This is a genomic window from Nocardia sp. NPDC088792 (genome assembly GCF_044750615.1).
Taxonomy (GTDB): Bacteria; Actinomycetota; Actinomycetes; order Mycobacteriales; family Mycobacteriaceae; genus Nocardia.
Genome location: NZ_JBIVKC010000004.1, coordinates 21750 through 46924, shown reverse-complemented (window position 1 = coordinate 46924; position 25175 = coordinate 21750). Strand labels below are relative to the sequence as shown.

Genomic DNA, 25175 nt, shown 5'->3' with positions numbered 1-25175 from the left:
GTCCGGTAGCATCGAACCCACCACAGTCTTTGGAGGTAATTGGAATGACAGGCGCCATCAGCCCGTGGCACTTGCTGATCGTCGTGCTGATCTTCTTGCTGTTCTTCGGTTCGAAGCGCATGCCCGATGCGGCCCGTAGCCTGGGTCGCTCCATGCGGATCTTCAAGTCGGAAGTCAGCCAGATGTCGGGCGAGAACAGCAGCGCGGGCCAGGCCGCTCCGGAGGCGCAGGCGCAGCCGCCCGTGCAGCCGCAGCAGTTGCCTCCGGCTCAGCCGCCGGCCGCTCCCGCGGCCGCACCGCAGCCGAACGACCAGCACAAGGCCTGAGCCCTCGCACCACCCGGGATGAGCCGTGCTCATCCCGGGTGTGTCGTTGTCCGGGTCCGGGGCGTTCACTCGCAGCGAGGCATAAACACACACCATGCGCATTCCGTTCGATCCCCGGCGCAGCAAGCGCCGCACGAACCCCGACGGCACCATGTCGTTGGTGGAGCACCTCGAGGAGCTCCGGCGCCGATTGCTGATCGCCTTGGCGGCCATCGCGCTCACCACCATCGTGGGATTCATCTGGTACGACGCGTCGCTGTTCGGCATCAAGAGCCTCGGTGACGTATTGACCGGTCCCTACTGTGATCTGCCGTCGCATCTGCGCGCGAATCTGAGCCCCGACGGCCAGTGCCGGCTGCTGGCGACCGCGCCGTTCGAGCAGTTCATGCTGCGGTTCAAGGTCGGCCTGACCGCGGGCATCGTGCTGGCCTGCCCGATCTGGCTGTATCAGCTGTGGGGGTTCATCACCCCCGGCCTGTACTCGAAGGAACGCAAGTACGCGCTGTCCTTCGTGACCTCGGGCGCGCTGCTGTTCGTGACCGGCGCGGTGCTGGCCTATTGGGTGGTCGCGCACGCGCTGCGGTTCCTGATGGGCATCGGCAGCAATGTGCAGATCACCGCGCTGAGTGGTTCGCAGTACTTCGGGTTCATCATCAAACTGCTGGTGATCTTCGGTGTGAGCTTCGAAACTCCTTTGCTCATAGTCGGATTGAACTTCCTCGGGGTCCTCACCTACGAGCGGCTCACCAAATGGCGGCGCGGCCTGATCTTCGGCCTGTTCGTGTTCGCGGCCATCGTGACCCCGCAGGACCCGATCTCCATGCTGGCGCTGGCGCTCGCGCTGACGCTGTTGTTCGAGGTGGCGGTGCAGATCGCGCGCTTCAACGACAAGCGCAAGGCACGCAACGCCGAATGGGCGGAGCTGTCCGATGACGAGGCGTCACCGTTGTACGAGCCCGGTGGCCTGGATGCGCCGAGTCCCGTCGAGGCACCCGAACCGGTCGCCACGACACCGCCGGAGAAAACCACTCGAGGCGTGTCGGATTACTCGGATACTCTCTGACAAGTGACATCAAGGTCGCTTGCTGGCGAACTGGCGGCATTCGCCGCCGAACTGAAATTCGATCTCGATCCGTTCCAACGGCAGTCGTGTGTGGCGCTGGAGGGCGGGCACAGTGTGCTCGTCTGCGCGCCCACCGGCGCCGGTAAAACCGTGGTCGGCGAGTTCGCGGTGCATCTGGCACTGGCCTCCGGCGGAAAGTGTTTCTACACCACGCCGATCAAGGCGCTGTCGAATCAGAAGTTCGCGGATCTCACCGAAAGATACGGCCGCGAGACGGTCGGCTTGCTCACCGGTGACCAGTCCATCAACCCGGATGCCTCGGTCGTGGTCATGACCACCGAGGTGCTGCGCAATATGCTGTACGCGGAATCCGATGCGCTGCACGGGCTCTCGTATGTGGTGATGGACGAGGTGCACTATCTGGCCGACCGGTTCCGCGGCGCGGTGTGGGAGGAGGTCATCCTGCACCTGCCGCCGGAGGTGCGGCTGGTCAGCCTGTCTGCCACGGTGAGCAATGCCGAGGAGTTCGGCGCGTGGATGGAGACCGTGCGCGGTGATACCGCGGTGATCGTGGACGAGACCCGGCCGGTCCCGCTGTGGCAGCACGTCATGGTGAGCCGCAGGCTGTTCGACCTGTTCGATCCCAAGTCCAGTGACGCCAAGGTGATGGTGGATCAGGATCTGCAGCGCTACATCAAGCATCGCGAGGCCACCGATCGCATGGACAACTGGGCGGTGCCCGGTCATCGGGGTGGGCAGCGGCGCTCGTTCCGGCCCATGCCGCGCCCGGAGGTGATCGCCCGTCTCGACGAGGAAGGGCTGCTGCCGGCCATCACGTTCATTTTCAGCCGCGCGGGTTGCGATGGCGCACTGGCGCAGTGCGTGCGCTCCCGACTGGATCTCTCACGCCCGGACGAGCGGGCGCGGGTCGACGAGATCATCGAGAAGCACACCGGTGACCTGCCGCGCAATGATCTCGAGGTGCTGGGGTTCTGGGAGTGGCGCGAGGCGCTGCACCGCGGTTTCGCGGCGCATCACGCCGGTATGCTGCCCGCCTTCCGCCATACCGTCGAGGAGCTGTTCGTGCACGGCCTCGTCCGGGCCGTATTCGCCACGGAGACACTGGCTCTGGGTATCAATATGCCCGCCCGCACGGTGGTGTTGGAGCGGCTGGTGAAGTTCAACGGCGAGAGCCACGCCGAGTTGACGCCGGGGGAGTACACGCAGCTCACGGGTCGTGCGGGGCGGCGTGGCATCGATGTCGAGGGGCATGCGGTGGTCATGTGGCAGCCGGAGGTGGACACCAGTGCGGTGGCCGGTCTGGCCTCGACTCGGACCTATCCGCTGCGCAGTTCGTTCCGGCCGGGCTACAACATGTCGATCAATCTGATCGACCGGATGGGCGCGGCGGACTCGCGGGCGCTGCTGGAGCGGTCCTTCGCCCAGTTCCAGGCCGACCGGTCGGTCGTGGGCCTGGTCCGCGGCATCGAACGCAACGAGTCACAACTGCGCAAACTGCGTTCCCAGCTCGGCGATGACGATTTCCTGGAGTACATCCAACTGCGCGAACGCATTCGGAGCCGGGAACGCGATATCGAACGCCAGGGCCGCACCGATCGCCGCCAGGCCGCCGTCGCCGCGCTCACCACGCTGCGGCGCGGCGATGTGGTGGCGATTCCGTCCGGCCGCCGTCAGGGTCTCGCGGTGATCCTGGAACCCGATGCGACACCGGGTGATCCGCGTCCGCTGGTGCTCACCGAGGACAAGTGGGCGGGTCGGGTCTCGGCCGCCGATTTCCCCACGCCCGCACAGACCTTGGGCCGGCTGCGGCTGCCCAAGCATGTGGATCACCGCACCGCGCGGGTGCGCCGGGATCTGGCGTCGGCGCTGCGCGGCACCGGACTGATCGCGCCGAGCCGGGGCCGGCACGGCGGAAAGTCCAAGGCCGCCGACGATCACGAGCTGCTGGCGCTGCGCCGCGCGCTGCGCAATCACCCCGGGCACGATCGGCCCGATCGGGAACAACTGGCGCGCATCGGCGAACGCTACAACCGCGTGCAGCGTGAGACCGAGTCCATGCGCCAGCAGGTCGCGGCCACGACGAACTCGCTGGCCCGCACCTTCGACCGCATCCTCGGACTGCTCGACGAACGCGGTTATGTCGAGGACGGCGAGGTGACCGCGGACGGCCGCCGCCTGGCCCGCATCTACGCGGAAGCGGATCTGGTGGTGGCCGAGAGCCTGCGCCAAGGCATTTGGCGTGGCCTCGGCCCGGCCGAACTCGCGGCGGTGGTGTCGATCCTGGTGTTCGAATCCCGGCAGGAGGGCGGTTACCTCGGTGCGTCCGGCCCGACCGCGCCCATCCGGCGCGCGGTGGACGCGACCATCGCGTTGTGGACGAAGCTGCGCGCCGACGAGGCGCGGCATCGCCTGCAGCCCACCCGGGAACCCGACCTCGGTTTCGTCACCGGCATCTACACCTGGGCGCGCGGCGATGATCTCGCCGATGCCCTGCTGGCCAGTGGTGATCGTGGAAATTCGCTCTCCGCGGGCGATTTCGTGCGGTGGTGCCGTCAGGTCATCGACCTGCTGGATCAGATCCACAACACCGCCGACGATGTGGAGGTGGCGGCGACGGCATCCAAGGCGGTGCGGGCGATTCGCCGTGGTGTGGTGGCCGTCGACGCGGCGTAGTAGGTGTGGGCGCGAGACATGGGACTGTGATTTGATTCCAGGGACACCGACCGCGGTGGGTTCACGAGCGTGCGCCCGCTCGGGGGGTAGCGTGTGTGAGGACGGATGCGAGTGGAGGCAAGCCAATGAGCGGCCCTTATGGACCGAACGACGCCCCTGGCACAGGGGAGGGACGCAACGATCCGACGCAGCAGTGGGGTAGCGGCCAGCCCGCGCCCGGCGCCGGGCAGGCTCCGCAGTGGGGTGCGCAGCCTCCGGCGGAACCGACCACGCAGTGGGGTGGACAGCAGCCGCCGCCGCAGCAGCCGTGGGGGCAGAGTCAGCCGCAGCAACCGATTCCGGGTCAGCCGCAGCAGCAGGTTCCGGGTCAGCCGTGGGGGCAGAGTCAGCCGCAGTGGCAGCAGCCGGCACCCGGTCCGGAGTGGCAGCAGAGTGCGCCGCAGCAGCAGGTTCCGGGTCAGCCCTGGCAGCAGAGTCAGCCGCAGTGGCCGCAGCAGCCGGGCCAGGAAGGCTGGAATCCGCAGCTGAGCCAGCCGGGTCCGGGGCAGCCGTGGCCGCAGCCGCAGCCGCCGGCTTCGGGTGGCGGCAAGAAGAAGACCTGGTTGTTCGTCGGTGCGGGCGTCGGTGTCGTGGTCGTGATCGCCGCGGTCGTCGTCGGTGTGTTCGCGCTGACCGCCAAGGACAAGCTGGATAATTCGGCCGTGCAGACCGGTGTCACGAAGGTGCTCAAGGATTCCTACGGCATCGATGACGTGCAGAACGTGAGTTGCCCGTCGGGCCAGAAGGTCGAGGTGGACCACACCTTCGACTGCACCCTCAAGGTGGGTGGCGAGGCCAAGAAGGTCACTATCAAGATCACCAAGGATGACGGGACCTATGAGGTCGGTCGTCCCAGTTAACGTCTCGGAGGGGCGTTCGGATAACCCAGCGGGTCATCCGGACGCCCATTGCCGTATTACGGGGGAAGTATGAGAAACCTTGCACACCTGGCCAGTTGGGGCGTCGCGGTCGCCGTGGCCGCGACGGTCGCGAGCATTGCCCAGCCGAGTCTCGGTGCCGCCGAGGCGGATTCGGCGCCGGTCGTGAACGACTGCACCAAGAATCAGCCCGTGGTACAGCCGAATCGGATGCTGCTGGCCTGTGGCGACGGCGGCGTGACCGTCAAGGACATCACCTGGAGCAGTTGGGGCTCCGACACCGCGCAGGGCGACGGCACCGTGTACAGCATCGTCTGCGTGCCCAGCTGCGCGGGCGGGCACGAGGTGAACGCGCCGACGCACATCACGCTGGACAAGCTCGCCAACGGCTATTACACGGAGGCGCTGATCACCGGCGCCGACGGCAAGCCGGAGACCTGGCCGCTCAATCCGCCGCGCAACAACTGATCAGCGCCCGGCCGGCGAAAGCAGCTCAGCGCTTGGCCAGCGCCGAAATGAGCCGCTTGACCGGGTTTTCGGCGTTGTAGGTGACGGCCAGCTCGGCCAGCCGATCCGGATCCGCGGGAGTGCGGGGGAGCAGATCCGGCCCGGAGTACTCGACCTCGGCGTCCCGGACCACCCGGACCACCGGGGCGGCGGCCTTCAGATAGTCGTCCGCCGCAGCGAGTTTCGCACGTACACCCTTGGCGAGATCCGATTCCGGATCGACGACCGCCGCGCGCAGCGCCTCCACCGAACCGAAGCGCGAGATGAGTTGTGCCGCGGACTTGTCGCCGATCCCCGCGACGCCGGGCAGGCCGTCGGACGCGTCCCCGCGCAGGGTGGCCATATCGGCGTACGCCGGGCCCGCATTCTCTTCCGGCACACCGTATTTGGCGGAGACCTCGGCCGGCCCCCACAGCTCGGCCTTGGCCAGGCCGCGGCCCACGTAGAAGACGCGCACCGGCGGTTCGGGCGTATCGCGCACCAGCTGCAGCAGATCGCGGTCGCCGCTGACGACGATCACCGCGTCCTGATTCTCGCGGGTGGCCAGTGTGCCGATCACATCGTCGGCTTCCAGTCCCTCGGCGCCCGCCGTGGCGATGCCCGCGGCCTCGAGTACCGCCATGATCATGTCGACCTGCGGGGTGAGCGTGTCGGGTACCTCTTCGGCCTCGACGCCGCCGGCCGGGGCGCCCTCGGATCCTTCGGCCAGCCGGTGCGCCTTGTACGAGGGAATGAGATCCACCCGGTATTGCGGTCGCCAATCCAGGTCCAGGCACACCACCAGCCGGCTCGGCGCATGCTGTTTGACCAGTGCCGCAACCATATCGGTGAATCCGCGCAGCGCGTTGACGGGCCGCCCGTCGGGTGCGGTGATCTTCTCCGGGATGGCGTAGAAGGCGCGGAACCACAGGCTGGCTCCATCGAGCAGCAGCAGCGGACCGGCGGCAGGGGTGCTCATGGACCTCGACCCTACCGTCTCCCTCCGACCGGGTAACGTCGATGGGCATGAGCTCTCATGACGAGTCACGGTTTCCGGCGCAGGTCTACGGGACGCGGTTGGAGCGGGCGGCGGAGCTGGCGCGGAATGCGCATCTGGATGCCCTGCTCATCACTCCCGGTCCGGACCTGCGGTTTCTCCTCGGATCGGGGGCGCAGTCCTTCGAACGGCTGACCTGCCTGGTGATCCCGGCGAGCGGCGAGACGCCGTCGGTGGTCATCCCGAAGATGGAACTGGCCCAGTTGAAGGATTCGGCCACCGGCGAACTGGGACTGCAGGTCCTGGACTGGGTGGACGGCGTGGATCCGTATCGGATCGTCAAGAGCGTGCTGAATGCCGGTGCACGCGTGGCCGTTACGGATGTGATGCCCGCCCTGCACCTGCTGCCGATCGCGGATCAGCTGGGCGCGCTGCCGGTTTCGGCGACCCCGGTACTGCGGCAGCTGCGAATGACCAAGGACCCCAGCGAGATCGAGGCCCTGCGGCGCGCCGGCGCGGCCGTCGACCGGGTGCACGCCCGCATGGGCGAGTTCCTGCGCGCGGGCCGCACCGAGGCCGAGGTGGGCGCCGATATCGCCGCCGCCATCGTGGCGGAAGGCCATCTGGAGGCCGATTTCGTGATCGTGGGCAGCGGCCCGCACGGCGCGGACCCGCATCACCTGGTGTCGCCGCGGGTGATCGAGTCCGGTGATGTGGTGGTCATCGATATCGGTGGCCCGGTCGCGCCCGGCTACTACTCCGACTCCACCCGCACCTATGTGCTGGGCGAACCGAGCGAGGAGGTAGCGGCGCAGTTCGCGGAGCTGGAACGCGCGCAGGCCGCCGCCGTGGCGCAGGCCCGGCCGGGGGTGACCGCGGAATCGGTGGATGCCGCCGCGCGCGATGTGCTCGCCGCGGCCGGGCTGGCCGAGTACTTCGTGCACCGCACCGGTCACGGCATCGGCCTGTCGGTGCACGAGGAGCCCTACATCGTGGCCGGCAACGACCTGGTGCTGGAGCCGGGCATGGCGTTCAGCATCGAGCCGGGCATCTACTTCCCGGGGCAGTGGGGTGCGCGGATCGAGGACATCGTGGTGGTCACCGAGGACGGCTGCGAGTCCATGAACACGCGCCCGCACGGCCTCACCCGGCTGTAGGTCAGGCGGCGAATTCCGCTGTGTAGCGCCAGAAGTCGACCATCCAGGGGTCCGGTACGGGGCTGTGCTGACCGACCTGGGTGAGCAGGATGCCGATGGCGCCGGTGGCCGGCGTGAGGTGGGCGGCGGTACCGGTGCCGCCCACCCAGCCGTACCGGCCGGGGATATTCCACGGTTGCAGCGGCGCGATGTCCACCGATCCGCCGAAGCCCCAGCCCTGGCCCTCGAGGAACAGGTCGGCGAACTCGCGGGTGTGCGGGGTGGTGTGGTCGGTGGTCATGAGCCGGACGGCCTTGTCGGACAACAGTCGTCGGCCGTCCGCGGTGACGCCGTCGGCGAGCAGCAGGCGGCAGAACCGCAGCCAGTCACCGGCGGTGCCGACCAGTCCGCCGTTGCCCATCGGTTGTGGGGACGGGGTGGCCCACTGGCCGTCGGGCGCGTCGGCGAGTTCGAGTCCGGTGTCGGTCACCCGGTAGTAGCTGGTGAATCGGTCGCGGGTGGCGGCGGGCGCGACGAATCCGGTATCGCGCATGCCGAGCGGTGCGAAGAGGCGTTCTTCCAGGAAATCCGGCAAGGACTGCCCGGACACGCGGTTGACCAGGATGCCCTGCAACATCGAGCAGACGTCGTAGAGCCAGGCGGTGCCGGGCTGGCACAGCATGGGAACGCGGGCCAGCGCCGCCAGCCATTCGTCGGCGGGCAGGAAGCGCTGCGGTTCGCGCCCGTCGAGCTGGACCGGGAACAGGGCCTGCATGGCCGGCAGCGTGAAGTCGGAGGCGAATCCGTAACCGGCCTGCGAGCTGAGCAGATCGAAGACGGTGATGGGCCGGTGTGCCGGGACCACATCGTCGATCGGGCTGAACGGGGTGCGCACGACCATGGGGTGGGCCAGTTCCGGCAGCCACAGGGCGACCGGATCGTGCAGCCCGACCTTCTCGTCGTCGACCAGCATCATGACCGCGGCCGCGGTGGCGATCTTGGTCAGCGAGGCCAGCCGGAAGATGGAATCGGGGGTCATGGGTACGGTACTGCCCGCGTGTGCCACGCCGGCCGCGGCGACCTCGTAGCGATCGCCTTGCGCGACAAGCGCTACCGCGCCCGGCAGCGCGCCGCTCGTGATGTGTTTGCCGATGACATCGTCCAGCCCGTCCATGGCCGAATCCTTTCTCTGATCAGGTGAATTCGAGAAGGTAGACGGGGCTCGCGCCGGGAATTGATCGGTCGCCGCGAAATTCGGTGACGTAGCCGGGATTCAGTCGGCGATCTCGAGCCGTTGGCTGACGAGCGCGCGGGTCACGGTGATGGCGATGACCACCCGGGTCGGGTTCTCGCGCGGCGTCTTGTAGCGCCCGGTGTAGCGCGCTTCGGCCTCGGCGACCGCGTCGGCGTCCTCCAGGATGGTGGCCGGACCCTCCAGGGTGAGCCAGCGCGCCCCGTCGACCTGGCTGACCGCGGCGTATCCGGAGCGGCGCACGTTCTTGACCTTGACCGTGGATCGGTCGGTAATGATGCGGGCGATCCCGGCCTCGGGGTCCCAGCTGAAGCCGACCGCGACCATGTGCGGGGTGCCGTTCGCACGCAATGTGGACACCGTGGCGAGGTGGCGTTCGGCGAGGAATTCCTCGGCGGCGGGCGACAGTCGCGGGCGCGCGGCGGTACTGGTCATATCCCGACGCTATCCGACCCGATCGGATGGCAAACTGTGGGCCATGGCATTCGGATCGCGGGACGTCGACCAGGGCGTCGTACTGCTGCTGGGCGGGCGCAGTGAAATCGGACTCGAGGTGGCGCGGCGGCTTTCGCCCGGCCGGGTGGTGATCCTCGCCGCGCGGCGCAGTGATCAGTTACAGGAGCAGGTTCGCGAGCTGGTGACCTCGGAGGCGAAGGCCGTGCACTGCATGGAATTCGACGCCGACGATCTGAGCAGTCATCAGCCGCTGCTGGAGAAGGTGATCGTCGAGCACGGGCGCATCGGCGTGGCGGTGCTGGCATTCGGCGTCCTCGGGGATCAGGCGCGCGCGGAACAGGATCCGGCGCATGCGGTGGCGGTGGTGCACACCGATTTCGTGGCGCAGGTGAACGTGCTGACCAGTCTGGCTAACTTGCTGCGTGAGCAGGGCGACGGGCAGATTGTGGTCTTCAGCTCGATCGCGGGAATCCGGGTGCGGCGCGCCAACTATGTCTACGGTTCGGCCAAGGCCGGGCTCGACGGTTTCGCGCGCGGACTGCAGGATGCGTTGTACGGCAGCGGGGTTCACCTGCTGCTGGTGCAGTCCGGTTTCGTCATCGGCCGCATGACCGCGGGCATGGAACCGGCTCCGCTGTCCAGCACCCCGGATCAGGTCGCCGACGCCGTGGTCGCGGGCCTGTATCGCCGCGCCCGCACCGCCGTGGTGCCGCGCGCGCTGCGGCTGGTGTTCCTGACCATGCATCTGGTGCCGCCGTCGCTCTGGCGCCGGGCGCCGCGATGAGCGGGCCGTCGCGCGGCGAGAGTGCCCCGATCGCCGTGGTGGGGATCGGGGCGGACGGCTGGGACGGCCTCGGCGGGCCCGCTCGGCGCGAGATCGCCGGGGCGGCGGTGCTTTTCGGTTCGGAGCGGCAGTTGGCGCTGGTTCCGGCGGGGGAGAGCGCTGCGGTGCGGGTGGCGTGGCCTTCGCCGCTGGTGCCGGCTCTACCGGGTCTGCTGGAACAGTATGCGGGGCAGCGGCTGTGCGTCCTCGCCAGCGGTGATCCGATGTTCTTCGGTATCGGCGTGACGCTCACCGGAATCGTTGGGGCGCAGCGGTTGCGGGTGTTGCCGCAGCCGTCCTCGGCTGCCCTGGCGTGTGCGCGGATGGGGTGGGCGCTGCCCGAGACGCCGGTGGTCAGCGCGGTGGCGCGGCGACTGGAGACGGTGCTGCCCGAGCTATCCGACGGCCGCCGGATGTTGCTGTTGAGCCCTGATGAGCACACTCCGGCCCGGCTGGCGGATCTGCTGTCGCGCAACGGTTTCGGTGATTCGCGGCTGACGGTGCTGGAGCAGCTGGGCGGACCGGCGGAACACGTAGTGTCCGGGCAGGCGGCGAACTGGGATGCGGCTCCGGGTGATCCGCTGAATATCGTCGCCATCGAATGCGTCCGCAACGCGGATGCCCCGCGCCTGAGCCGGCTCCCGGGTCTCCCGGACTCGGTGTACGGCGGCGACGGTCAGCTGACCAAATCCGAGATCCGCACCCTGACGCTGGCGACCCTGGCGCCCGCGCCCGGCGAACTGCTCTGGGATGTGGGCGGCGGTTCGGGCACCATCGCCATCGAATGGTGCCGCACGCACCCCGGCTGTCGCGCAGTCGCTTTCGAGCGCCTGGAGAGCCGCCGCAAACAGATCACCGCGAACGCCGCGGCGCTGGGCGTCCCGCAACTCGAGGTCCGCGGTCCCGCCCCGGCCGGCTTCGGCGAGCTGTCCGCGCCGGATGCGGTGTTCATCGGCGGCGGGCTGACCCAGGACGGCATGTTCGAGGCCTGCTGGGAGCGGCTGCCGGTGGGTGGGCGTCTGGTGGCGAATGCGGTGACGGCCGAATCGGAATCGCTGCTGCTGCGGCTGGCTGCCACCCATGGTGGCGAGCTGCGCCGCTTCCAGGTCTATCGCGCCGAACCCCTCGGCGGCTTCACCTCGTGGCGCCCGCAATTGCCCGTGACGCAGTGGTCGGTGGTGAAGGACCCGATCGTCGCCTGATTCGGGGCCCGCTCGGCGCGCTACTGAATCATACTGGCAGGAAACTTGTTTCACTGCCGCCCCGGCGGGTAGGCCGGTGGGGGATGGTCGGCGCGCCGGAGCGGGAGGCGATCGAGATGGCAGGATATCCGTCGAGGGTGCGGCGAGTGCTGCGCACGGCGCCGTGGAGCCGGAACCGGCTGATGCGGCGATCCGATCGCATCGAGGGCGTCATACGCCTGTTCGTGCTGCTGGTGCTGGTCGCGGCGATCCCGATCGGAGTGGGCTGCGGCAGCGCCGCGGCCGCGCACGCGGCTGCCCGGATAGCCGCGCAGAACAGTGGGAAGTCGGCCGTCACCGCGACGATCGCCGCCGATCCGATCGTGCTCCCGGTCGATCAGCGGGTGCCGGTGGTCCAGCCCGCGACCACCGTCACCTGGACGGCGAACGGCCACCCCAACACCGCGACCATCGATGTGCCCACGGGCGCGAAAAAGGACGACACCCTGCGGATCTGGGTCGATCCCTCCGGCCGTCAGACCTGGCCGCCACGCTCGGTGCACGACGCCCGCACCCACGGCATCGAGATCGGAATGCTGATCCTCGCCGCCATCTGCACCGGCGCCCTCATACTCTTCCGCGCCGCCGAGTGGCTCCTGGCCCGCCGCCGCTCCGCCGCCTGGGATCGCGACTGGAGCCGCGTGATCCGCCGCCGCACCACCGATTGGTAATCGCCTGCCATCCGGTCCTAGGAACCGTGCACCCAGGAAGACGCGCCCTGCCACCCGCGTGCGCCACGGGACATCCTGGCCGGTACCGAGCGGCACACCACGCGGCCGCCGGACCGACTCCGAAGGGCGGAATTGTCGATGGTGACCGAACAGCAGGTGGGGGACTGGGTCGACGGGTACGTGCGGGCCTGGACCAGCAACAGCAAGAAGGACATCGCCGCGTTGTTCACCCCGGCGGCCGAATATCACGAATGGCCTTATGAGACCGACTGGGTCGGGCGCGAGGCGATCGTCGACGGATGGCGCGGACGCCGGCAGTGGCAGCAGGGCGGCTGGGAATTCGAATGGAAGCTCCTGACCATCAACGGCGATACCGCGGCGATCGAGGGCATCGGCCGCTACGCGGAGTTGGGCACCTTCGCGAATCTCTGGACGGTGACCTTCGACAAGCGGGCCGGGTGCACCATGTTCCGCATGTGGAACAACCAGGTCTGAATCACGAACTGCCGGTGCGGGAGTGCTGTCGGAACCGTTTGGTCGGGGTCGGGGCGGGTATCGCCACCGCAGATCCGGATGACCCGAATCGCTGGAATCGACAGGCGGAGTGAACGACATGGTCTATGGAGGCAGCAGGGTACGGGGAGGCGGCGTGCGGATCGGCGGTCTGGTGACGTTGCTGTTCGTGGTGTGGCTCATCATCGGCGCCGTCGCTGCCGGGCAACGCCACTACTACGACAATGCGCCCACCAATTGCGCCGGTGCGGGCACTATCGCGGTCACCATCCTGGCCGGTCCGCTCAACTACACCGGGGCGAATCCCAAGGTCACCGATTGTGATGTGAAGCTACCGCAGCCCAGCCAGTAGTCCCGAAGCGGCGCACACTGAGCCGGACAGGGTTTCGATCGCGGCGAGCCAATCCCGTGTGCGGATCAATTCCGATCGGTAAGTTCCCGGACTTGTCTTTCCGTCCGACTCCTGGAGCTCTCTGTGCCCCGCTTGACCCCGGTCCTCGCCGTGCCCGCCCTCGCCCTCGCCCTGCTGGCGACCGCCTGCTCCCAATCCACCACCAATTCGGCTGGGCCACAGGCGACTTCGACGGTAGCGCAGGCGACCGGGAAGCGGCCCGCACCCTTCGACCAGGGCACGGTCAAGGTGGCGCTGGTGCGGCAGAGCGGGGCGGGCGACTACTTCGAGCAGTGGGGCAATGGCGCGAAGGCGCAGGCCAAGGCGCTGGGCATCGATCTGGCCGTCTATGACGCGCAGGCCGACAATGCCAAGCAGGCCACCGATCTCAACTCCGCCATCAACTCCGGTGCGCGGGCCATCATCGTCGATCACGGCTTCCCCGCCACGGTGGCGCCGCTCATCGATCAGGCCGTGGCCAAGGGCATCACGGTGGTGACCTATGACGTCGACACCACCAATCCGAAGGTGATCACCACCGAACAGGACGACGCCGATATCGCCACCGCCGCCATCGGCGCGCTGTCCGCGGCCATCGGGAAGAACGCGCCCGTCGGGTATGTGAATGTCGCGGGATACGCGCCGCTGGACAGGCGGGATGCGGTGTGGCAGAAGGCTGTCGGGGACAATGGCTGGACGCAGGCGTTCAAGGTCGGCAAGGTCACCGACTCCACCACCACCGACAATGTGCCGCTGATCAGTGCCGCGCTGACCCAGCACGGTGAGGTGAAGGGCATTTTCGCGCCCTACGACGAACTGGCCAAGGGCGCGACGCTTGCGGTGCAGAACAAGCATCTCGAGGGTTCGGTGAAGGTGGTGGGCGCGGATATCTCCAATGCCGATATCCAGGCCATCACCGCCGCGAACAGCCCGTGGGTGGCGACCGCCGGGACGGACCCGTCCGCGGTCGGGGCGGCCGTGGTGCGGACCGCCGCGCTGCAGCTGGCCGGTCAGCTGAGTAAGTCGACCGTGCAGTTCCCGGCCGTGGCCGTCACCCGGGATCTGCTGGTGAGCAAGCAGATTCAGAATCTGGACCAGCTGCGCGCGGCGCTGCCCGCGCTGGCGTTGAACCAGGTCAGCGCGGCGGACTGGATTCCCGTTGTCGCCCACTGATTCCGGAGATCCCGCCGATACCGGCCGGGGCGCGGAGGCCCCGGTGGTCGCCTTGCGTGCGGTCGGGATGTCTTTCGGCGGGCGCAGTGTGCTCGACGAGATCTCGCTGGAGCTGGCCCCCGGCCGGGTGACGGCGCTGCTGGGTGCGAACGGCGCCGGGAAATCCACGCTCATCAAGGTGCTCTCGGGTGTGTATCCGGGCTATCGGGGGCGGGTGTCGATCGATGGCGTTGCCGCCGAATTGCATTCGCCGCAGGCGGCGCGACGGGCGGGGATCCGCACCGTGCACCAGCACATTGCCGACTCGATCGTGCCGGGGTTGTCGGTGGCGGAGAACCTCGTGTTCGAGGAGCTGGCCGCCGCGCAGGGCGGGCCGCTGGTCGGCAATGGGCGAATACTGGCTCGGGCCAGGGAGATTCAATCCGTGCTCGATCTGGGCTGGGATGACCGAGTGCTGCGCCGCGATGTCGCCGAACTCGGTATCTCCGATCAGCAATTGCTGATTCTGGCTCGCGCGCTCACGGATCGGCCCAGGCTGCTGATTCTGGACGAGCCCACCTCGGCGCTGTCGTCGGCGGAGGCCGGGCGTTTGTTCGCCATCATCGGCCGGCTGCGCGCCGCGGGCATCGCGATCCTGTACGTCTCGCATCGTCTCGGTGAAATCGATGCGCTGGCAGAGGATCTGGTGGTGCTGCGCGACGGCAGGCTGACCGCCCTGCAGCGGCGGCCCTTCGACTGGGACGCGGCGCTGCGGGCCATGCTGGCCACCGCGCAGTCCGCCGCGACCCGCCGCCCCGCCGATGCCGGTCCCCGCCACGCGGATCCGGTGCTGTCGCTGCGGGCGGTGCCGCTGCGCCGCGACCGGCGGCCGCTGGATCTCGATCTGCGCGGCGGCGAGGTGACCGGTGTGGTCGGCTTGCTCGGCGCGGGCAAGACCGAACTGGCGCGGGGCATCTTCGGTGCGGAACCGCTCCGAGGCGGCGAAATGGTCCTCGACGGCGTGGCTTTCCGCCCCCGCCACCCCGCCGATGCGATCCGGCGCGGTGTGCACTTGGTGCCCGAGGACCGGCATGTCGATGCCCTGATCCCCGGTTGGTCGATTGCGCAGAACGTCTCACTGCCGTTCCTGCGTTCGATTTCCGGCCGCTCGGGCGGGCTGAGCCGGGGCCGGGCGGCCGCGCTCGGCCGTCGGGTGCTCGGCGAGCTCGGTGTGGTGGCTCGCGACGAGGACAGCCTCGTCGAGGAGTTGTCCGGCGGGAATCAGCAGAAGGTGGTGGTCGGTCGCTGGTTGGCCGAGACACCCCGGCTGCTGATCCTCGACGAGCCGTTCCGCGGGGTGGATCTGGGTGCGCGCCGCGATATCGGCGGGCGGGCTCGCGCACTGGCGGCCGATGGTGGCGCGGTGTTGCTGCTGTCCGCGGATATCGATGAGGTGCTTGAAGTTGCCGATCGCGTGCTCGTGCTCGTGGACGGTGAAATCCGCACGGACACCTACGATCCGGATCCCGATCGCATAGTGCAGACGCTGGCCGCGGTGTGAGGCCGCGCCCCTGCTCACTTTTCCCCTATCAGAAGGTTTTCCGATGACTCTGACCGAGCGGCCCGTTGCGCCGCCCGTTGCGCGGCGGGTGTGGCGCGCCGGTGATCTCGTCGTCAAGTACGGCTTCCTCATTGTCACCGCCGCGCTGTTCGCCTGGTTCAGCGTGAGCGAGCCGGCGTTCCGGAGTGGTTCGAACCTGCTGGATGTGCTGCGCTACGTGTCGGTGGCGGCCATCCTCGGGCTGGGCGTGACCCTGACCATGGCCGTCGGCGGCCTGGACATGTCGGTGGGAGCCGTTGCCGGGCTGGCGGTGTCGGTGGCGGCGGAGACGATGGTGGTGCACAACCAGATCGGGACCATCGCGGTGCTGGTGGTGCTCGCGGTGGGTGCGCTCGCGGGCCTGGTGAACGCGGCGCTGATCGTGCTGCTGCGGGTGCCCGATATGCTCGCCACGCTCGGCACCATGTTCGCCCTCTCGGGTCTGAAGCTGGTATTGGTGAGCGGGCAATCCATTTCGCCCGGCATGACCTTGCCGGACGGGTCCAGCGCGCCCGGGAAGTTCACCTCGGGCTTCCTGTCCATCGATCGCGGCAGTGTGCTCGGTATCCCGGTGTCGGTGCTGATCTTCGCCGTGCTGACGGTGCTGGCCTGGGTTTTCCTGGCCCGGACCCGCTGGGGCAGAGTGCTTTTCGCGGTCGGAGCGAATCGGGAGGCCGCGCGGCTGGCCGGCGTGCGGGTCGGTCTGTATCGCAGCCTGGCCTATGTGCTGTCGGGTCTGCTCGCCGCGACGGGCGGGCTCATTCTGGCCGCGCGCATCGGGCAGGGTGATGTGTCGGCGGGCAATTCGCAGCTGCTGGAGGCCGTCGCGGTAGCGTTGGTCGGCACTTCGGTGCTGGGCCGGGGCCGCCCGAATGTGTGGGGCACCGCGCTGGGTGCGGTGCTGATCGGCATTATTTCCTCCGGCCTCACCATCGCCGGACTGCCGTACTACACCCAGGACGTGGTCGAGGGTGTAGTGCTCATTCTGGCGCTGGTCTGCAGTTTCACACTTTCCGGAGGTAAGCGGTCATGACGTACGAGTATCGGATCCTGGAAGCCGCCGAGGTGGCGGCGCATCTGCGCGAGCGCGGCTACTGGGGGACCGGCGCGGTCGATGTGGCCGAGGTGTCCGACGGCAACCTGAACCGCGTATTCGTCGCCACCCGCCGGGATGACGGTCGCAGCGTCGCGGTCAAGCAGGCATTGCCGTGGGTGCGGGTGGCCGGTCCGTCCTGGCCGATGAGTCCCACGCGGGCCGCCGCCGAGGCGCGCGCCTACCGCCGGGTGACCGCGGTCGCGCCGGAAACCGTTCCGGCCCTGCACGATTACGATGCCCAGAACTTTGCCCTCATCATGGAGGATCTGTCGGATCTGCGGGTGCTGCGCGGGGTGCTGAACGAGGGCGGCGGCTATGGCGGCGCGTCCACCGCGGTCGGTGTGTTCGTGGCCCGATTGTCCTTCGCCACCAGTGATTTCGGCCTCTCCTCGGCGGAACGCAAGGCGCTGCTCGCGGAATCGGTCAACCCGGAACTGTGCAAGATCACCGAGGACCTGGTGCTCGCCGAACCGTACCTCGAACACGAGCACAATCACTGGCACGAGGGCGTCGCCGACCTGGTCGCCGCCTACCGCGCCGACACCGCCCTGCGCACCGAAATCGCCGACCTACGCCACACTTTCATGGCCGGCGCCCAAGCGCTGTTGCACGGCGACCTGCACACCGGCAGCATCATGGTCGGCGTCCGCGACGGCGCCGAGGTGATCCGCATCTTCGACCCGGAGTTCTCCTTCGTCGGCCCGATCGGCTTCGATCTGGGCCTGTACTGGGGCAATACGATCGCCGCCGAGGCGCGCGCGCACGCACTGGGCCGCAGCATCGAGCCGGGCGCGGAACTCGCGCGAAGCTGGCACGCCTTCGAATCGGAATTCCGCCGCCTGTGGCCCGACCGGCTGGACACCTTCTTCGATGATGCGTACCTCGACCGGTTTCTCCGCCGCGTCTGGTCGGATGCCCTCGGCTACGCGGGCGCCGAAATCATCCGCCGCATAATCGGTTTCGCCCACCTGTCGGATCTGGACACCCTCCCCGATCCGGTCGCGGCTTCCCGTCGAGCGCTGACGGCGGGCCGTGAACTGATCCTGCGCCGCACCACCCTCGCCGATCCCGAAGCCGTAGGCGAGCTCCTCACCGCAACCGGCACTCCGGCGGTGATCGCCGGCCGGCGCCAGGACAATTCGGTGGAGGGCGTTCGACAGCGTCGCTAACATCCATGGTGTGGCCATCGTCGTGCGTACGCACCGATTTCTCGGCCCCCGCGCCCTCCCGAGGTGCCGCCGGGGCCGTATCTCGCCACGTTCGGCGAGCTGACCTGCAGGAGCATCTGTTTCGAGGGCTCGGGGGTTTCCGCAATCCCGCACACCGCCCTCCTATCAGGAGCTCGCCATGCTGCCGTATCTCTCCGATGACCAACTCGCCCATGATCTGACGATCCGCGATCTCACCGACCCCACCGCCGGCACCCACGCCCTGCAGTTGATCGTCGACCGCATCGTCGACGCCTTGGCACGGCAATGGGGATGCGAAGTGCGATGGCACCGCGGCGACCGCATAGTCACCATCGCCGACAACTACGACAACCTCGGCTACGACCCCGGCGATGTCACCCGCGCTGCCCGCTACACCCGCTACGTCGACGACCACCGCATGCTCCGCAGCCACTCCAGCGCAATGATTCCCGCTGCGCTACGGGCACTTTCCACCGACCCCGCCGACGATGTGCTGCTCGTATGTCCCGGAATCGTCTACCGCCGCGACAGCATCGACCGCCTCCACAGCGGCACACCCCACCAACTGGACCTGTGGCGCATCACTCGCGGACAGCACCACAGGACGACCGCCGATCTGACGGAAATGATCGCGGTCGTCCTCGACGCACTGCTACCCGGCGTGCAATACCGCCTGGACCCCCGAGCCCACCCCTACACCGAGCACGGCCACCAGGTGGACGTGGCCCGGCACGGTGAGTGGATCGAAATAGCCGAATGCGGCCTGGCTGGCCCCGAAGTCCTCCGGCGTTCGGGCCTCGACAGCTCCCACGGTGGTCTGGCCATCGGCCTGGGCCTCGACCGAATGCTGATGCTCCTCAAGGGAATCCCCGACATCCGCATTCTCCGTTCCCCTACCCCCGCCATAGCCGCCCAGCTCGAGGATCTCTCCCCCTATCGCCCCATCTCCTCCATGCCCGCCATCCGCCGCGACCTCTCCATCGCAGTCGCCCCCAACGACCTCGCCGAAGACCTCGGCGACCGAATCCGCGAAGCCCTGGGCGCCCAGGCCGACGACATCGAATCCGTCGAAATCCTCACCGAAACCCCCTGTTCCGCCCTCCCACTCCAAGCCCTCCACCGGCTGGGAGCCCACCCCGCCCAAAAGAACCTGCTGATCCGAATAACCCTCCGCCGCCTCGACAAGACCCTCACGGACCAGGCCGCAAACGTCCTGCGCGACCGTATCCACGCCACCCTGCACCAAGGCACCACTTACCGGTAGCGTGCTCGATTTGTGGCGTGGTTCGTCCGGGCCCACATGATCACTCAGCGTCGGGCGGTGTTCAGATTCCGCTGATGCGGTCCGGCTCGATGACGAAGATGACCCGGACCTGGTCGCGGCCGCCGTACCACGGGTATGGCCCGCCCAGGTAGCGCTGGGCGAGTTGCTCGATGTGCTCGGTGGCGCCTTCGGTCCGCACCTCGAGTACGCGCCCGCGCACCTGGAAGTAGCGCCGCTGCTGGTCGGGATCGGTGACCGTCAGCGCCACCCGTGGATCACGCTGGATGTTCCGCGTTTTCACGTGGGTGAGCACGCTGTTGATCAGTACGTGCTCACCATCGGTGTCCACCCAGGTCTGGGTCAGCTGCGGCGACCCGTCGGGCATGGTGGTGGCCAGGTAGCAGAGCGCGGGCCGGTGCAGCAGTTCGACGAGGTCTTCGGGCATCTTCACGGGCATCACTCTATGAGTTCGCCCGGCGGGTCAGTTCTGCGGCGCGGGCTGTGGCTGCGGAGCTGCCCACTTGGAGGTGCCCGGCGCGGCCTGCCAGGTATTCATCAGGTCGATGCCCGCGGCGATCAATGTCGGCCCGCCCGCGACCAGGCCACCGATGATTCCGCCGGCCGGAGCCCCGGCAATACCGCCCGGAATGCAGCCGAGCGCGATGGTGGTGACGCACCCGACGGCGAAACCGATGATCCCGCCGACCAATGCGCCGACCTGACTGGCGACCGAGAGCTTGCCGCTGAACTCGTTCATCGCCTTCTGATCCTCTTCCGGCGAGGCAATCGATTTCAGCGCGCCCGGCTGGGCGGGGAGCTGCAGTCCTTCCGGCTTGGTCGGCGTGATCTCGAGAACGGTGTCATCGTTCTTCGCGATGGCCGTCACCGGAACCGGAACGTCCCCGATCCGGTAATCGAGCGGCATCGACACCACCGTCGCGCCGCTCTCGTCCTTGATATCGGCCACCGGGATCTTCGCGGCGTCGGGCGTCGCACCCTCCTGCTCGCGCAGCTCGAACCGCGCACCCCGCAGTGTGGCGACCACGGTCTTGTCGATCACCTTGAGCGAGTACCGGATCCCCGGATCGGCCGGGGCGGCAGGCTCGGCGTAGGCGGTCCCCGCGCCGGCGCTCAGCGCGCCGACGACCAGCGCGGCCGCCGCGGTGGTGCTGCGGAATTCCATTCGATGTCCCAATCCGTCGTAGGGTCGCCCACCCCACTGTTGCCCACGAGACATGCTGTCTCTCAAGCAATTCCGCTGCTTGTGCGGCAATAGTGGTGCGGTCGAAAGCGATTGAGACCAGCCTAGAATGGGTTACGGCCCGGAAATGTCGCCGATGATTCCCGATAGAGCCGATGATGATCATCCAGTGATGCGGTGGTGACGGGATCGTCCGTGTGCGGACATCGGATGGATGCAGCGAAACAGCGTCGACCGGTCGACACCCAGTTTCGATCAGGCGTGGTGGGTGGCGTGTCTGGTGAGGAATTCCAGCTCTACGCGGAGCACGTCGGAGTGGTCGAGTCCGCCGGAGTAGACGTCGTAGTGCCCGCCGCGGCTGCGGTAGAGCTCGCCCCTGGGGGCTCGCGCCGCGACCTGGGTGGCAGGGCCGGTGGGGGCCATTGTGTCGGTTTCGGCGACGACCATCAGCAAGGGGCATTCGATCCGGCGGGCTGCTCGGGCGGGGCGATGGACGGTGATGTCGAGCAGTGATCGTGCGGTGACGCGGTTGGGCCAGGGCTCGCCGTCGGCCGGGGTGAGTCGCCGCAGTCCGGTGAGTGCGTCGTCGGTGGCGATCACGCCGAGGCTGTCGGGTGCGACGCTGACCGGCAGGTATTTCGGCGGTTTGCCGGTGACGCTGCCGAACAGGTCGGCGACCGCGGTGGCGGTCAGGCGCAGCGAGCGAGCCGGGGGCACCTTGCTCATCCCGGCCAGGCCGTCCACGAGGGGGCATTGTGCGATGGCTCCGGCCAGGCCCGGATCGGTGGCCGCGATATCGAGGATGTGCATGCCGGCGAAGGATGTTCCCCAGATGAAGAGGCGATCGTTGTCGAGGGAGTCGTGGCGGCGTGCCCAGGCCAGCGCGGTGCGGTAGTCCTCGCGCTGGCGGCGGATCGAGAGGAGTTCGCGGGGTGTGCCGCCGGATTGTCCCCAGTGGCGGTAGTCGAATACGAGGGCGGCAAATCCGTTGGCGGCGAAGAACTCTGCGAACGGGGCGAGGCCGGCGGCTTTGATTCCGCCGATGCCGTGGGCCATCACGACCGTCGGGTGTGGCGCGGGTGTCGACGGGAGGTAGAGCCAGCAGTCCAGTTCGGTGTCCGCACCTGCCGGGATACGCACCTGCTCGCGGGTGATGTCGGTCATCGGGGGTCCTTCGCGGTGGAATCGATGGTGATCGTTGCGCCGGCCGAACGGGCGAGATCGGCGCCGAACAATGCGGCGGGGGTGAACGCGCCGGCGCGGGCGTCACCGTCGGCAATCCGGGCCGCGACCGTGGCGGCGACGCGGCTGGTGAATCCATAACCCTCGCCGGTCTGCAACCAGGCCTGGTGGGTTTCGCCGCCGTCCCATTCCGCGCACGCGTACGCCCACGAGGTCTCGCCCGGTGTGCTCGGTGGTGTCAGTCGCCAGCGGTCCACCAGACGGATTGCGGTGCGGCGCAAGGCATCTACTCGCAGCACCGCGCCGATGATCGGTAGTGCGGCCCGCGCCGCGCGGCCGGTGGGCACCTCGCTGGAGGTCGCGATTATCGTGCCGGCGCCGGAGGCGCGCAGGGCGGCTTCCAGCTCGCCGGTGGGTACTGCCACCGTGGCGCGCGTCGTGCCGTCGGGCAGGGGAGTGTGTTGCGGGTGGGCGCCGAGCCGGGTCCGTTCGAGCCGGCCGTTTCGGTAGATGAGCCCGCCGGTCGCCGCCGCATCGATCACGCTGGCCAGCACCGCCGGTCCGAGGCCGTCCACGACGGGCATCGCGGCGACGCGGACCCGGGTGGGGGATGGGCGTCCTGCGCACAGCTCGTACACCAGGGCCTCGGTCGCCAAGACACCGAATCCCGCACCGGTGACCAGCGTCGAACCCGCGGCCCGCGCTGCCGAATCCAGCTCCGATAGTGAACGCACGGGCTGGAATTCGTTGGCCAGATCCACGTAGTGACTGCCCGCGGTCACGCAGGCCCGCGCGGTCGGGACGGTCGTCGTGCCGAACGGGCCGACCGTGTTTACCACGACATCGGGCCTGTCGGTCGCGATCTGCGCGACCGGGTCGTCGGTGACCAAGGTGCGTGGTGTCGGTCCGCCGAGTGCCTCGATCGCCGCGGCGGCCTCGGTCAGCCGTTGCGCGTTCCGGCCGACCAGCACGATCTGATGCCCGCCGGCACGTAACTCGGCGCTGATGCTCTGCCCGGCGCGGCCGGTCGCGCCGACGATCCAGATTTCTGCCATGCACATACGCTACGGTCTGTAGCGTATGTCTGGCAAGGGTTGATCCGCTACACTCCGTAGCGTATGTCTGAGAAGGGTAAATCCACCGGGATGGGCCGCCCCCGCAATGCGGCCCTGGATACCGCCATCACCGCGGCGGTCGAGCAGTTGCTGCTGAGCGAGGGCTACAACGCGGTCACCTGCGACCGGGTCGCCGCCCTGGCCGGGACCACCCGCAGCGCGCTGTATCGCCGCTTCTCGGGGCGGGTCGCATTGCTCACCAGCGCGATAGTCGCGCATTTCGGCACCGACCCGGCGCCCGATACCGGCAGCCTGCGCGGCGACCTGATCGAGCTGCAACGCCGGCAGGTCGAGTTCTTCCGCACTCCGGTTGTCGCGGCAGGCATTGCCGGTCTGCTCGGCGACCTCGGCAGCGACCCTCAGTGGAGTGCGCTGTTCCACGAGGCATTCATGGCGCCCCGCCGCCGATCGACCGAGGCGATGTTCCAGCGTGCCGTCGACCGCGGCGAAATACCGCCCTTCACCCACCCCACCCTCGTCTCCGACATCTTGACCGGACCGCTGCTGCTACACGCGATGCTCCCGGCCACCGGACCGCTCGACGACACCCTCGTTATCGCCACGGTCGACGCGGCCCTGCACCTGCTGTCCTCCGGCATTCGCGACGTGTAATCCGCTCCGCCCCAGCGCATTCGAAGCTCGGCGGCCCGCTATGCCCGGGTGAGATCAGTCGGTCGGATCGCCGAACCAGCGGGCGAGGTGCTCGTTCAGGTCCTGCGCGGGGAATGCACACCGAAATCGGTTCCGGCGATGGCACGTAATTGCTGCTTGAAATCATCGAGGGTGGGCGGCTCCGTGCGATCGCTGACTCCCGCGGCGGGAAGCACCACGCTGTAGACCTTTTCACCGACGGGCCGGAGCATGAATCGGTTGTCGGTCGCGCGGAGCTCAGTCACCTTGGCGGCGAGCTCCTCTCGCGGTACACCGACTTCCATCTCACCGTGCAGCGTGTCGTGCCGTGCAGGCTCGCCGGGGAAGGCGACGCCGAGCAGTTTGCGCAAGGCACTGCGCGCGCCGTCACAGCCGACGAGGTAACGCGTCCGCAGCCGCTCCCCGTCGCCCAGTTCGACCGTCACACCCTCGTCGTCCTGCTCGAAACCGGTTACCGCGCAACCATGCCGGACCTGCGCGCCCAGTTCGATCGCATGTTCTTCGAGTCGAGGCTGCGCATATGCAGGCTGACTATGCGGACGTGCGATCCGGGCTCGGGTTCCTGCTCCAGCACGAGGACCCGCACATTGTGCAGCCGCAGTTCGGCGGCCAGCATCGCACCGGTCGGCCCGCAGCCGGCGATGATCACATCGAACATGAACCACCCATTCTGGATCTCCGCAGGTCCTGGCATCGGCCGCCATTGTGCGGCACCTCCGGGAATGGCCGCAAGCGATATATGAGAGTGACGTCCTCAAAGTGGACGGAAAGCCCGGTCCGTATCGGAATCCGGTGTCGCGCTGACGATTTCGTCGAGCACGGCCCGCATGGCGGCGACCTGGTCCGTGCCCACCCGCGCGACGAGGCGGCGTTCGTAGTCGGCGTGGAATTCCCGCACGGTCTCGAGCATGTCGCGGCCCCGGTCGGTCAACTGCAGCAGTTTGGCCCGCTTGTCCGCCGGATCCGGCCGCCGCTCGACGTAGCCGTACTTGACCATCTCGTCCACCACCTTGGCCGCGCCCTGTGCGGTGATGCCGAGTCGCTCGCCCAATTGGCTTGCGGTGAGCGCGTTCTCGGCCAGCGTTCGCAAGACGTAGCCGTAGGACGCGCCCATCATGCGATGGCCGCGCTCGGCCAGCCGTGCGTGCAGTTCCTGAACGAATGCCTGATATGCCTGCCCGAGCAGCACGCCGAAATCCATCCTTGACTCTCCTCTCGCCAATATGTTCAACTCTAGTTGAACACCGTAGTTGAACACCTTAGTTGAGCATTGGGAGAACCGCCATGACACTCATCGAATCCGCCGCCGCACCCACCTTCGAAGGCCCGCTCATGACCGCCGTCGGCCTGGCCGCCCCGAGCCGCGGATCCACCGAGAACAGCGTCTGGCGCTTCACCATGCACCCGGGCAATCCGGGCCACGAGCACATGGTCTCCCGCGAGGAGATCTTCATCGCCCTCTCCGGCAGCGCCCGCGCCACCATCGGTGGCGAGACCTTCGACTTCAGCGCCGGCGACGCCCTGGTGATCCCCGCGCACACGCTGTTCAAAGTCTCCGTGCCGGGTGACGAACCGTTCGAAGCAGTCGCCGTCCTGCCGGTCGGCGCATACGCCCAGGCCCCCGGCGGCGATCCCGTCAGCCCGCCCTGGGCCCAATAGGTCACTCCCGCACGATCATCGACCCTTCGGGGCGGATCGTGTGGCCGTCAAGGATTCGTCAAAGCGGGGCCGGAGATCTTGCCCGGGGTTGTCCGGTGG

Annotated in this window: 26 protein-coding genes and 1 pseudogene; 18 read left to right on the top strand and 9 right to left on the bottom strand. The window is 68.3% G+C overall.

The genetic code is table 11. The features are described from left to right. The first annotated feature begins 44 nt into the window (after positions 1 to 44). The 5 genes from tatA (at position 45) to ACIP5Y_RS26750 (ending at position 5468) form a co-directional block, all read left to right on the top strand. On the top strand, positions 45 to 326 hold the full coding sequence (gene tatA / locus ACIP5Y_RS26770) for a Sec-independent protein translocase subunit TatA (RefSeq protein WP_400354008.1): 282 nt from the start codon (positions 45 to 47) through the stop codon (positions 324 to 326). Positions 327 to 420: 94 nt separating this feature from the next. Beyond that, positions 421 to 1389, top strand: a complete 969-nt coding sequence (tatC, locus tag ACIP5Y_RS26765) for a twin-arginine translocase subunit TatC (protein WP_400354006.1) — start codon at positions 421 to 423, stop codon at positions 1387 to 1389. A gap of 3 nt (positions 1390 to 1392) precedes the next feature. Continuing rightward, on the top strand, positions 1393 to 4083 hold the full coding sequence (locus ACIP5Y_RS26760; protein WP_400354005.1) for a DEAD/DEAH box helicase: 2691 nt from the start codon (positions 1393 to 1395) through the stop codon (positions 4081 to 4083). Positions 4084 to 4208: 125 nt separating this feature from the next. Continuing rightward, entirely contained in the window at positions 4209 to 4982 is a 774-nt protein-coding gene (locus ACIP5Y_RS26755; protein ID WP_400354003.1) for a DUF4333 domain-containing protein, read from the top strand. Positions 4983 to 5051: 69 nt separating this feature from the next. Further along, positions 5052 to 5468, top strand: coding sequence for a hypothetical protein (locus ACIP5Y_RS26750; protein ID WP_400354001.1), 417 nt, complete (start codon positions 5052 to 5054; stop codon positions 5466 to 5468). Positions 5469 to 5493: 25 nt separating this feature from the next. On the opposite strand, the gene ACIP5Y_RS26745 is transcribed toward ACIP5Y_RS26750, so the two are convergent. Continuing rightward, entirely contained in the window at positions 5494 to 6465 is a 972-nt protein-coding gene (locus tag ACIP5Y_RS26745; protein ID WP_400353999.1) for a 5'-3' exonuclease H3TH domain-containing protein, read from the bottom strand. 47 nt (positions 6466 to 6512) lie between these two features. On the opposite strand from ACIP5Y_RS26745, the gene ACIP5Y_RS26740 reads away from it, so the two are divergent. After that, the gene (locus tag ACIP5Y_RS26740; RefSeq protein WP_400353997.1) at positions 6513 to 7640 is read left to right on the top strand and encodes a M24 family metallopeptidase; all 1128 of its coding nucleotides are present in this window, start codon (positions 6513 to 6515) and stop codon (positions 7638 to 7640) included. A gap of 1 nt (position 7641) precedes the next feature. Here ACIP5Y_RS26740 and ACIP5Y_RS26735 read toward each other — a convergent pair whose 3' ends face one another. Next, positions 7642 to 8793, bottom strand: coding sequence for a serine hydrolase domain-containing protein (locus tag ACIP5Y_RS26735; RefSeq protein WP_400353995.1), 1152 nt, complete (start codon positions 8791 to 8793; stop codon positions 7642 to 7644). Positions 8794 to 8892: 99 nt separating this feature from the next. Next, a complete protein-coding gene (locus ACIP5Y_RS26730; protein WP_400353994.1) occupies positions 8893 to 9306 on the bottom strand; it encodes a TIGR03618 family F420-dependent PPOX class oxidoreductase in 414 nt (137 codons plus the stop codon). Positions 9307 to 9349: 43 nt separating this feature from the next. Here ACIP5Y_RS26730 and ACIP5Y_RS26725 point away from each other — a divergent pair, with 43 nt between their 5' ends. The 10 genes from ACIP5Y_RS26725 (at position 9350) to ACIP5Y_RS26680 (ending at position 19268) form a co-directional block, all read left to right on the top strand. Further along, complete coding sequence (locus ACIP5Y_RS26725) at positions 9350 to 10111, top strand: SDR family NAD(P)-dependent oxidoreductase (protein WP_400353992.1); 762 nt, start codon at positions 9350 to 9352, stop codon at positions 10109 to 10111. After that, complete coding sequence (gene cbiE / locus ACIP5Y_RS26720) at positions 10108 to 11352, top strand: precorrin-6y C5,15-methyltransferase (decarboxylating) subunit CbiE (protein WP_400353990.1); 1245 nt, start codon at positions 10108 to 10110, stop codon at positions 11350 to 11352. The genes ACIP5Y_RS26725 and cbiE overlap by 4 nt, the downstream gene beginning before the upstream one ends. A 116-nt stretch (positions 11353 to 11468) precedes the next feature. After that, a complete protein-coding gene (locus ACIP5Y_RS26715) occupies positions 11469 to 12062 on the top strand; it encodes a hypothetical protein (RefSeq protein ID WP_400353988.1) in 594 nt (197 codons plus the stop codon). Between the two features lie 138 nt (positions 12063 to 12200). Then, complete coding sequence (locus ACIP5Y_RS26710) at positions 12201 to 12557, top strand: nuclear transport factor 2 family protein (RefSeq protein ID WP_400353986.1); 357 nt, start codon at positions 12201 to 12203, stop codon at positions 12555 to 12557. A 154-nt stretch (positions 12558 to 12711) separates the two neighbouring features. Further along, complete coding sequence (locus ACIP5Y_RS26705) at positions 12712 to 12927, top strand: hypothetical protein (protein WP_400353985.1); 216 nt, start codon at positions 12712 to 12714, stop codon at positions 12925 to 12927. 123 nt (positions 12928 to 13050) lie between these two features. Continuing rightward, positions 13051 to 14139 carry a substrate-binding domain-containing protein gene (locus tag ACIP5Y_RS26700; protein ID WP_400353983.1) on the top strand — a complete coding sequence of 363 codons (1089 nt, stop codon included), beginning with the start codon at positions 13051 to 13053 and terminating at the stop codon, positions 14137 to 14139. Further along, positions 14126 to 15679 (top strand): sugar ABC transporter ATP-binding protein, encoded by a 1554-nt coding sequence (locus tag ACIP5Y_RS26695; protein ID WP_400353981.1) that lies wholly within the window; start codon positions 14126 to 14128, stop codon positions 15677 to 15679. The genes ACIP5Y_RS26700 and ACIP5Y_RS26695 overlap by 14 nt, the downstream gene beginning before the upstream one ends. Before the next feature lie 43 nt (positions 15680 to 15722). Next, a complete protein-coding gene (locus ACIP5Y_RS26690) occupies positions 15723 to 16751 on the top strand; it encodes an ABC transporter permease (RefSeq protein ID WP_400353979.1) in 1029 nt (342 codons plus the stop codon). Next, positions 16748 to 17983, top strand: a complete 1236-nt coding sequence (gene mtnK / locus ACIP5Y_RS26685; protein ID WP_400353977.1) for an S-methyl-5-thioribose kinase — start codon at positions 16748 to 16750, stop codon at positions 17981 to 17983. The genes ACIP5Y_RS26690 and mtnK overlap by 4 nt, the downstream gene beginning before the upstream one ends. 178 nt (positions 17984 to 18161) lie before the next feature. Continuing rightward, positions 18162 to 19268 carry a hypothetical protein gene (locus ACIP5Y_RS26680; RefSeq protein ID WP_400353975.1) on the top strand — a complete coding sequence of 369 codons (1107 nt, stop codon included), beginning with the start codon at positions 18162 to 18164 and terminating at the stop codon, positions 19266 to 19268. Between the two features lie 61 nt (positions 19269 to 19329). Here ACIP5Y_RS26680 and ACIP5Y_RS26675 read toward each other — a convergent pair whose 3' ends face one another. The 4 genes from ACIP5Y_RS26675 to ACIP5Y_RS26660 form a co-directional block, all read right to left on the bottom strand. Further along, a complete protein-coding gene (locus ACIP5Y_RS26675; RefSeq protein WP_400355819.1) occupies positions 19330 to 19713 on the bottom strand; it encodes a PPOX class F420-dependent oxidoreductase in 384 nt (127 codons plus the stop codon). Positions 19714 to 19749: 36 nt separating this feature from the next. Further along, complete coding sequence (locus tag ACIP5Y_RS26670; protein WP_400353974.1) at positions 19750 to 20451, bottom strand: hypothetical protein; 702 nt, start codon at positions 20449 to 20451, stop codon at positions 19750 to 19752. 273 nt (positions 20452 to 20724) lie between these two features. After that, positions 20725 to 21633 carry an alpha/beta hydrolase gene (locus ACIP5Y_RS26665; protein WP_400353972.1) on the bottom strand — a complete coding sequence of 303 codons (909 nt, stop codon included), beginning with the start codon at positions 21631 to 21633 and terminating at the stop codon, positions 20725 to 20727. After that, a complete protein-coding gene (locus tag ACIP5Y_RS26660) occupies positions 21630 to 22706 on the bottom strand; it encodes a saccharopine dehydrogenase NADP-binding domain-containing protein (protein WP_400353970.1) in 1077 nt (358 codons plus the stop codon). The genes ACIP5Y_RS26665 and ACIP5Y_RS26660 overlap by 4 nt, the downstream gene beginning before the upstream one ends. Positions 22707 to 22769: 63 nt before the next feature. Here ACIP5Y_RS26660 and ACIP5Y_RS26655 point away from each other — a divergent pair, with 63 nt between their 5' ends. Next, positions 22770 to 23378 carry a TetR/AcrR family transcriptional regulator gene (locus ACIP5Y_RS26655; protein WP_400353968.1) on the top strand — a complete coding sequence of 203 codons (609 nt, stop codon included), beginning with the start codon at positions 22770 to 22772 and terminating at the stop codon, positions 23376 to 23378. A gap of 104 nt (positions 23379 to 23482) precedes the next feature. Here ACIP5Y_RS26655 and ACIP5Y_RS26650 read toward each other — a convergent pair. Together ACIP5Y_RS26650 and ACIP5Y_RS26645 are read right to left on the bottom strand one after the other, a co-directional pair. Further along, positions 23483 to 24075 (bottom strand): annotated as a pseudogene (locus ACIP5Y_RS26650) (FAD-dependent monooxygenase); the annotation flags it as partial. Between the two features lie 96 nt (positions 24076 to 24171). After that, positions 24172 to 24618, bottom strand: coding sequence for a MarR family winged helix-turn-helix transcriptional regulator (locus tag ACIP5Y_RS26645; protein WP_400353966.1), 447 nt, complete (start codon positions 24616 to 24618; stop codon positions 24172 to 24174). A gap of 83 nt (positions 24619 to 24701) precedes the next feature. On the opposite strand from ACIP5Y_RS26645, the gene ACIP5Y_RS26640 reads away from it, so the two are divergent. After that, a complete protein-coding gene (locus ACIP5Y_RS26640) occupies positions 24702 to 25076 on the top strand; it encodes a cupin domain-containing protein (protein WP_400353964.1) in 375 nt (124 codons plus the stop codon). The last annotated feature ends 99 nt before the right edge of the window (positions 25077 to 25175 follow it).

Excerpts from the sequence above, each read along its gene's own strand:
- mtnK (WP_400353977.1), top strand. The coding sequence starts at position 16,748 with ATGACGTACGAGTATCGGATCCTGGAAGCCGCCGAGGTGGCGGCGCAT.
- tatC (WP_400354006.1), top strand. The coding sequence starts at position 421 with ATGCGCATTCCGTTCGATCCCCGGCGCAGCAAGCGCCGCACGAACCCC.
- ACIP5Y_RS26660 (WP_400353970.1), bottom strand. The coding sequence starts at position 22,706 with ATGGCAGAAATCTGGATCGTCGGCGCGACCGGCCGCGCCGGGCAGAGC.
- ACIP5Y_RS26710 (WP_400353986.1), top strand. The coding sequence starts at position 12,201 with ATGGTGACCGAACAGCAGGTGGGGGACTGGGTCGACGGGTACGTGCGG.
- ACIP5Y_RS26740 (WP_400353997.1), top strand. The coding sequence starts at position 6,513 with ATGAGCTCTCATGACGAGTCACGGTTTCCGGCGCAGGTCTACGGGACG.
- ACIP5Y_RS26755 (WP_400354003.1), top strand. The coding sequence starts at position 4,209 with ATGAGCGGCCCTTATGGACCGAACGACGCCCCTGGCACAGGGGAGGGA.
- ACIP5Y_RS26715 (WP_400353988.1), top strand. The coding sequence starts at position 11,469 with ATGGCAGGATATCCGTCGAGGGTGCGGCGAGTGCTGCGCACGGCGCCG.
- ACIP5Y_RS26680 (WP_400353975.1), top strand. The coding sequence starts at position 18,162 with ATGCTGCCGTATCTCTCCGATGACCAACTCGCCCATGATCTGACGATC.
- ACIP5Y_RS26645 (WP_400353966.1), bottom strand. The coding sequence starts at position 24,618 with ATGGATTTCGGCGTGCTGCTCGGGCAGGCATATCAGGCATTCGTTCAG.
- ACIP5Y_RS26665 (WP_400353972.1), bottom strand. The coding sequence starts at position 21,633 with ATGACCGACATCACCCGCGAGCAGGTGCGTATCCCGGCAGGTGCGGAC.
- ACIP5Y_RS26655 (WP_400353968.1), top strand. The coding sequence starts at position 22,770 with ATGTCTGAGAAGGGTAAATCCACCGGGATGGGCCGCCCCCGCAATGCG.
- ACIP5Y_RS26670 (WP_400353974.1), bottom strand. The coding sequence starts at position 20,451 with ATGGAATTCCGCAGCACCACCGCGGCGGCCGCGCTGGTCGTCGGCGCG.
- cbiE (WP_400353990.1), top strand. The coding sequence starts at position 10,108 with ATGAGCGGGCCGTCGCGCGGCGAGAGTGCCCCGATCGCCGTGGTGGGG.
- ACIP5Y_RS26750 (WP_400354001.1), top strand. The coding sequence starts at position 5,052 with ATGAGAAACCTTGCACACCTGGCCAGTTGGGGCGTCGCGGTCGCCGTG.
- tatA (WP_400354008.1), top strand. The coding sequence starts at position 45 with ATGACAGGCGCCATCAGCCCGTGGCACTTGCTGATCGTCGTGCTGATC.
- ACIP5Y_RS26730 (WP_400353994.1), bottom strand. The coding sequence starts at position 9,306 with ATGACCAGTACCGCCGCGCGCCCGCGACTGTCGCCCGCCGCCGAGGAA.
- ACIP5Y_RS26640 (WP_400353964.1), top strand. The coding sequence starts at position 24,702 with ATGACACTCATCGAATCCGCCGCCGCACCCACCTTCGAAGGCCCGCTC.
- ACIP5Y_RS26735 (WP_400353995.1), bottom strand. The coding sequence starts at position 8,793 with ATGGACGGGCTGGACGATGTCATCGGCAAACACATCACGAGCGGCGCG.
- ACIP5Y_RS26725 (WP_400353992.1), top strand. The coding sequence starts at position 9,350 with ATGGCATTCGGATCGCGGGACGTCGACCAGGGCGTCGTACTGCTGCTG.
- ACIP5Y_RS26675 (WP_400355819.1), bottom strand. The coding sequence starts at position 19,713 with ATGCCCGAAGACCTCGTCGAACTGCTGCACCGGCCCGCGCTCTGCTAC.
- ACIP5Y_RS26745 (WP_400353999.1), bottom strand. The coding sequence starts at position 6,465 with ATGAGCACCCCTGCCGCCGGTCCGCTGCTGCTGCTCGATGGAGCCAGC.
- ACIP5Y_RS26690 (WP_400353979.1), top strand. The coding sequence starts at position 15,723 with ATGACTCTGACCGAGCGGCCCGTTGCGCCGCCCGTTGCGCGGCGGGTG.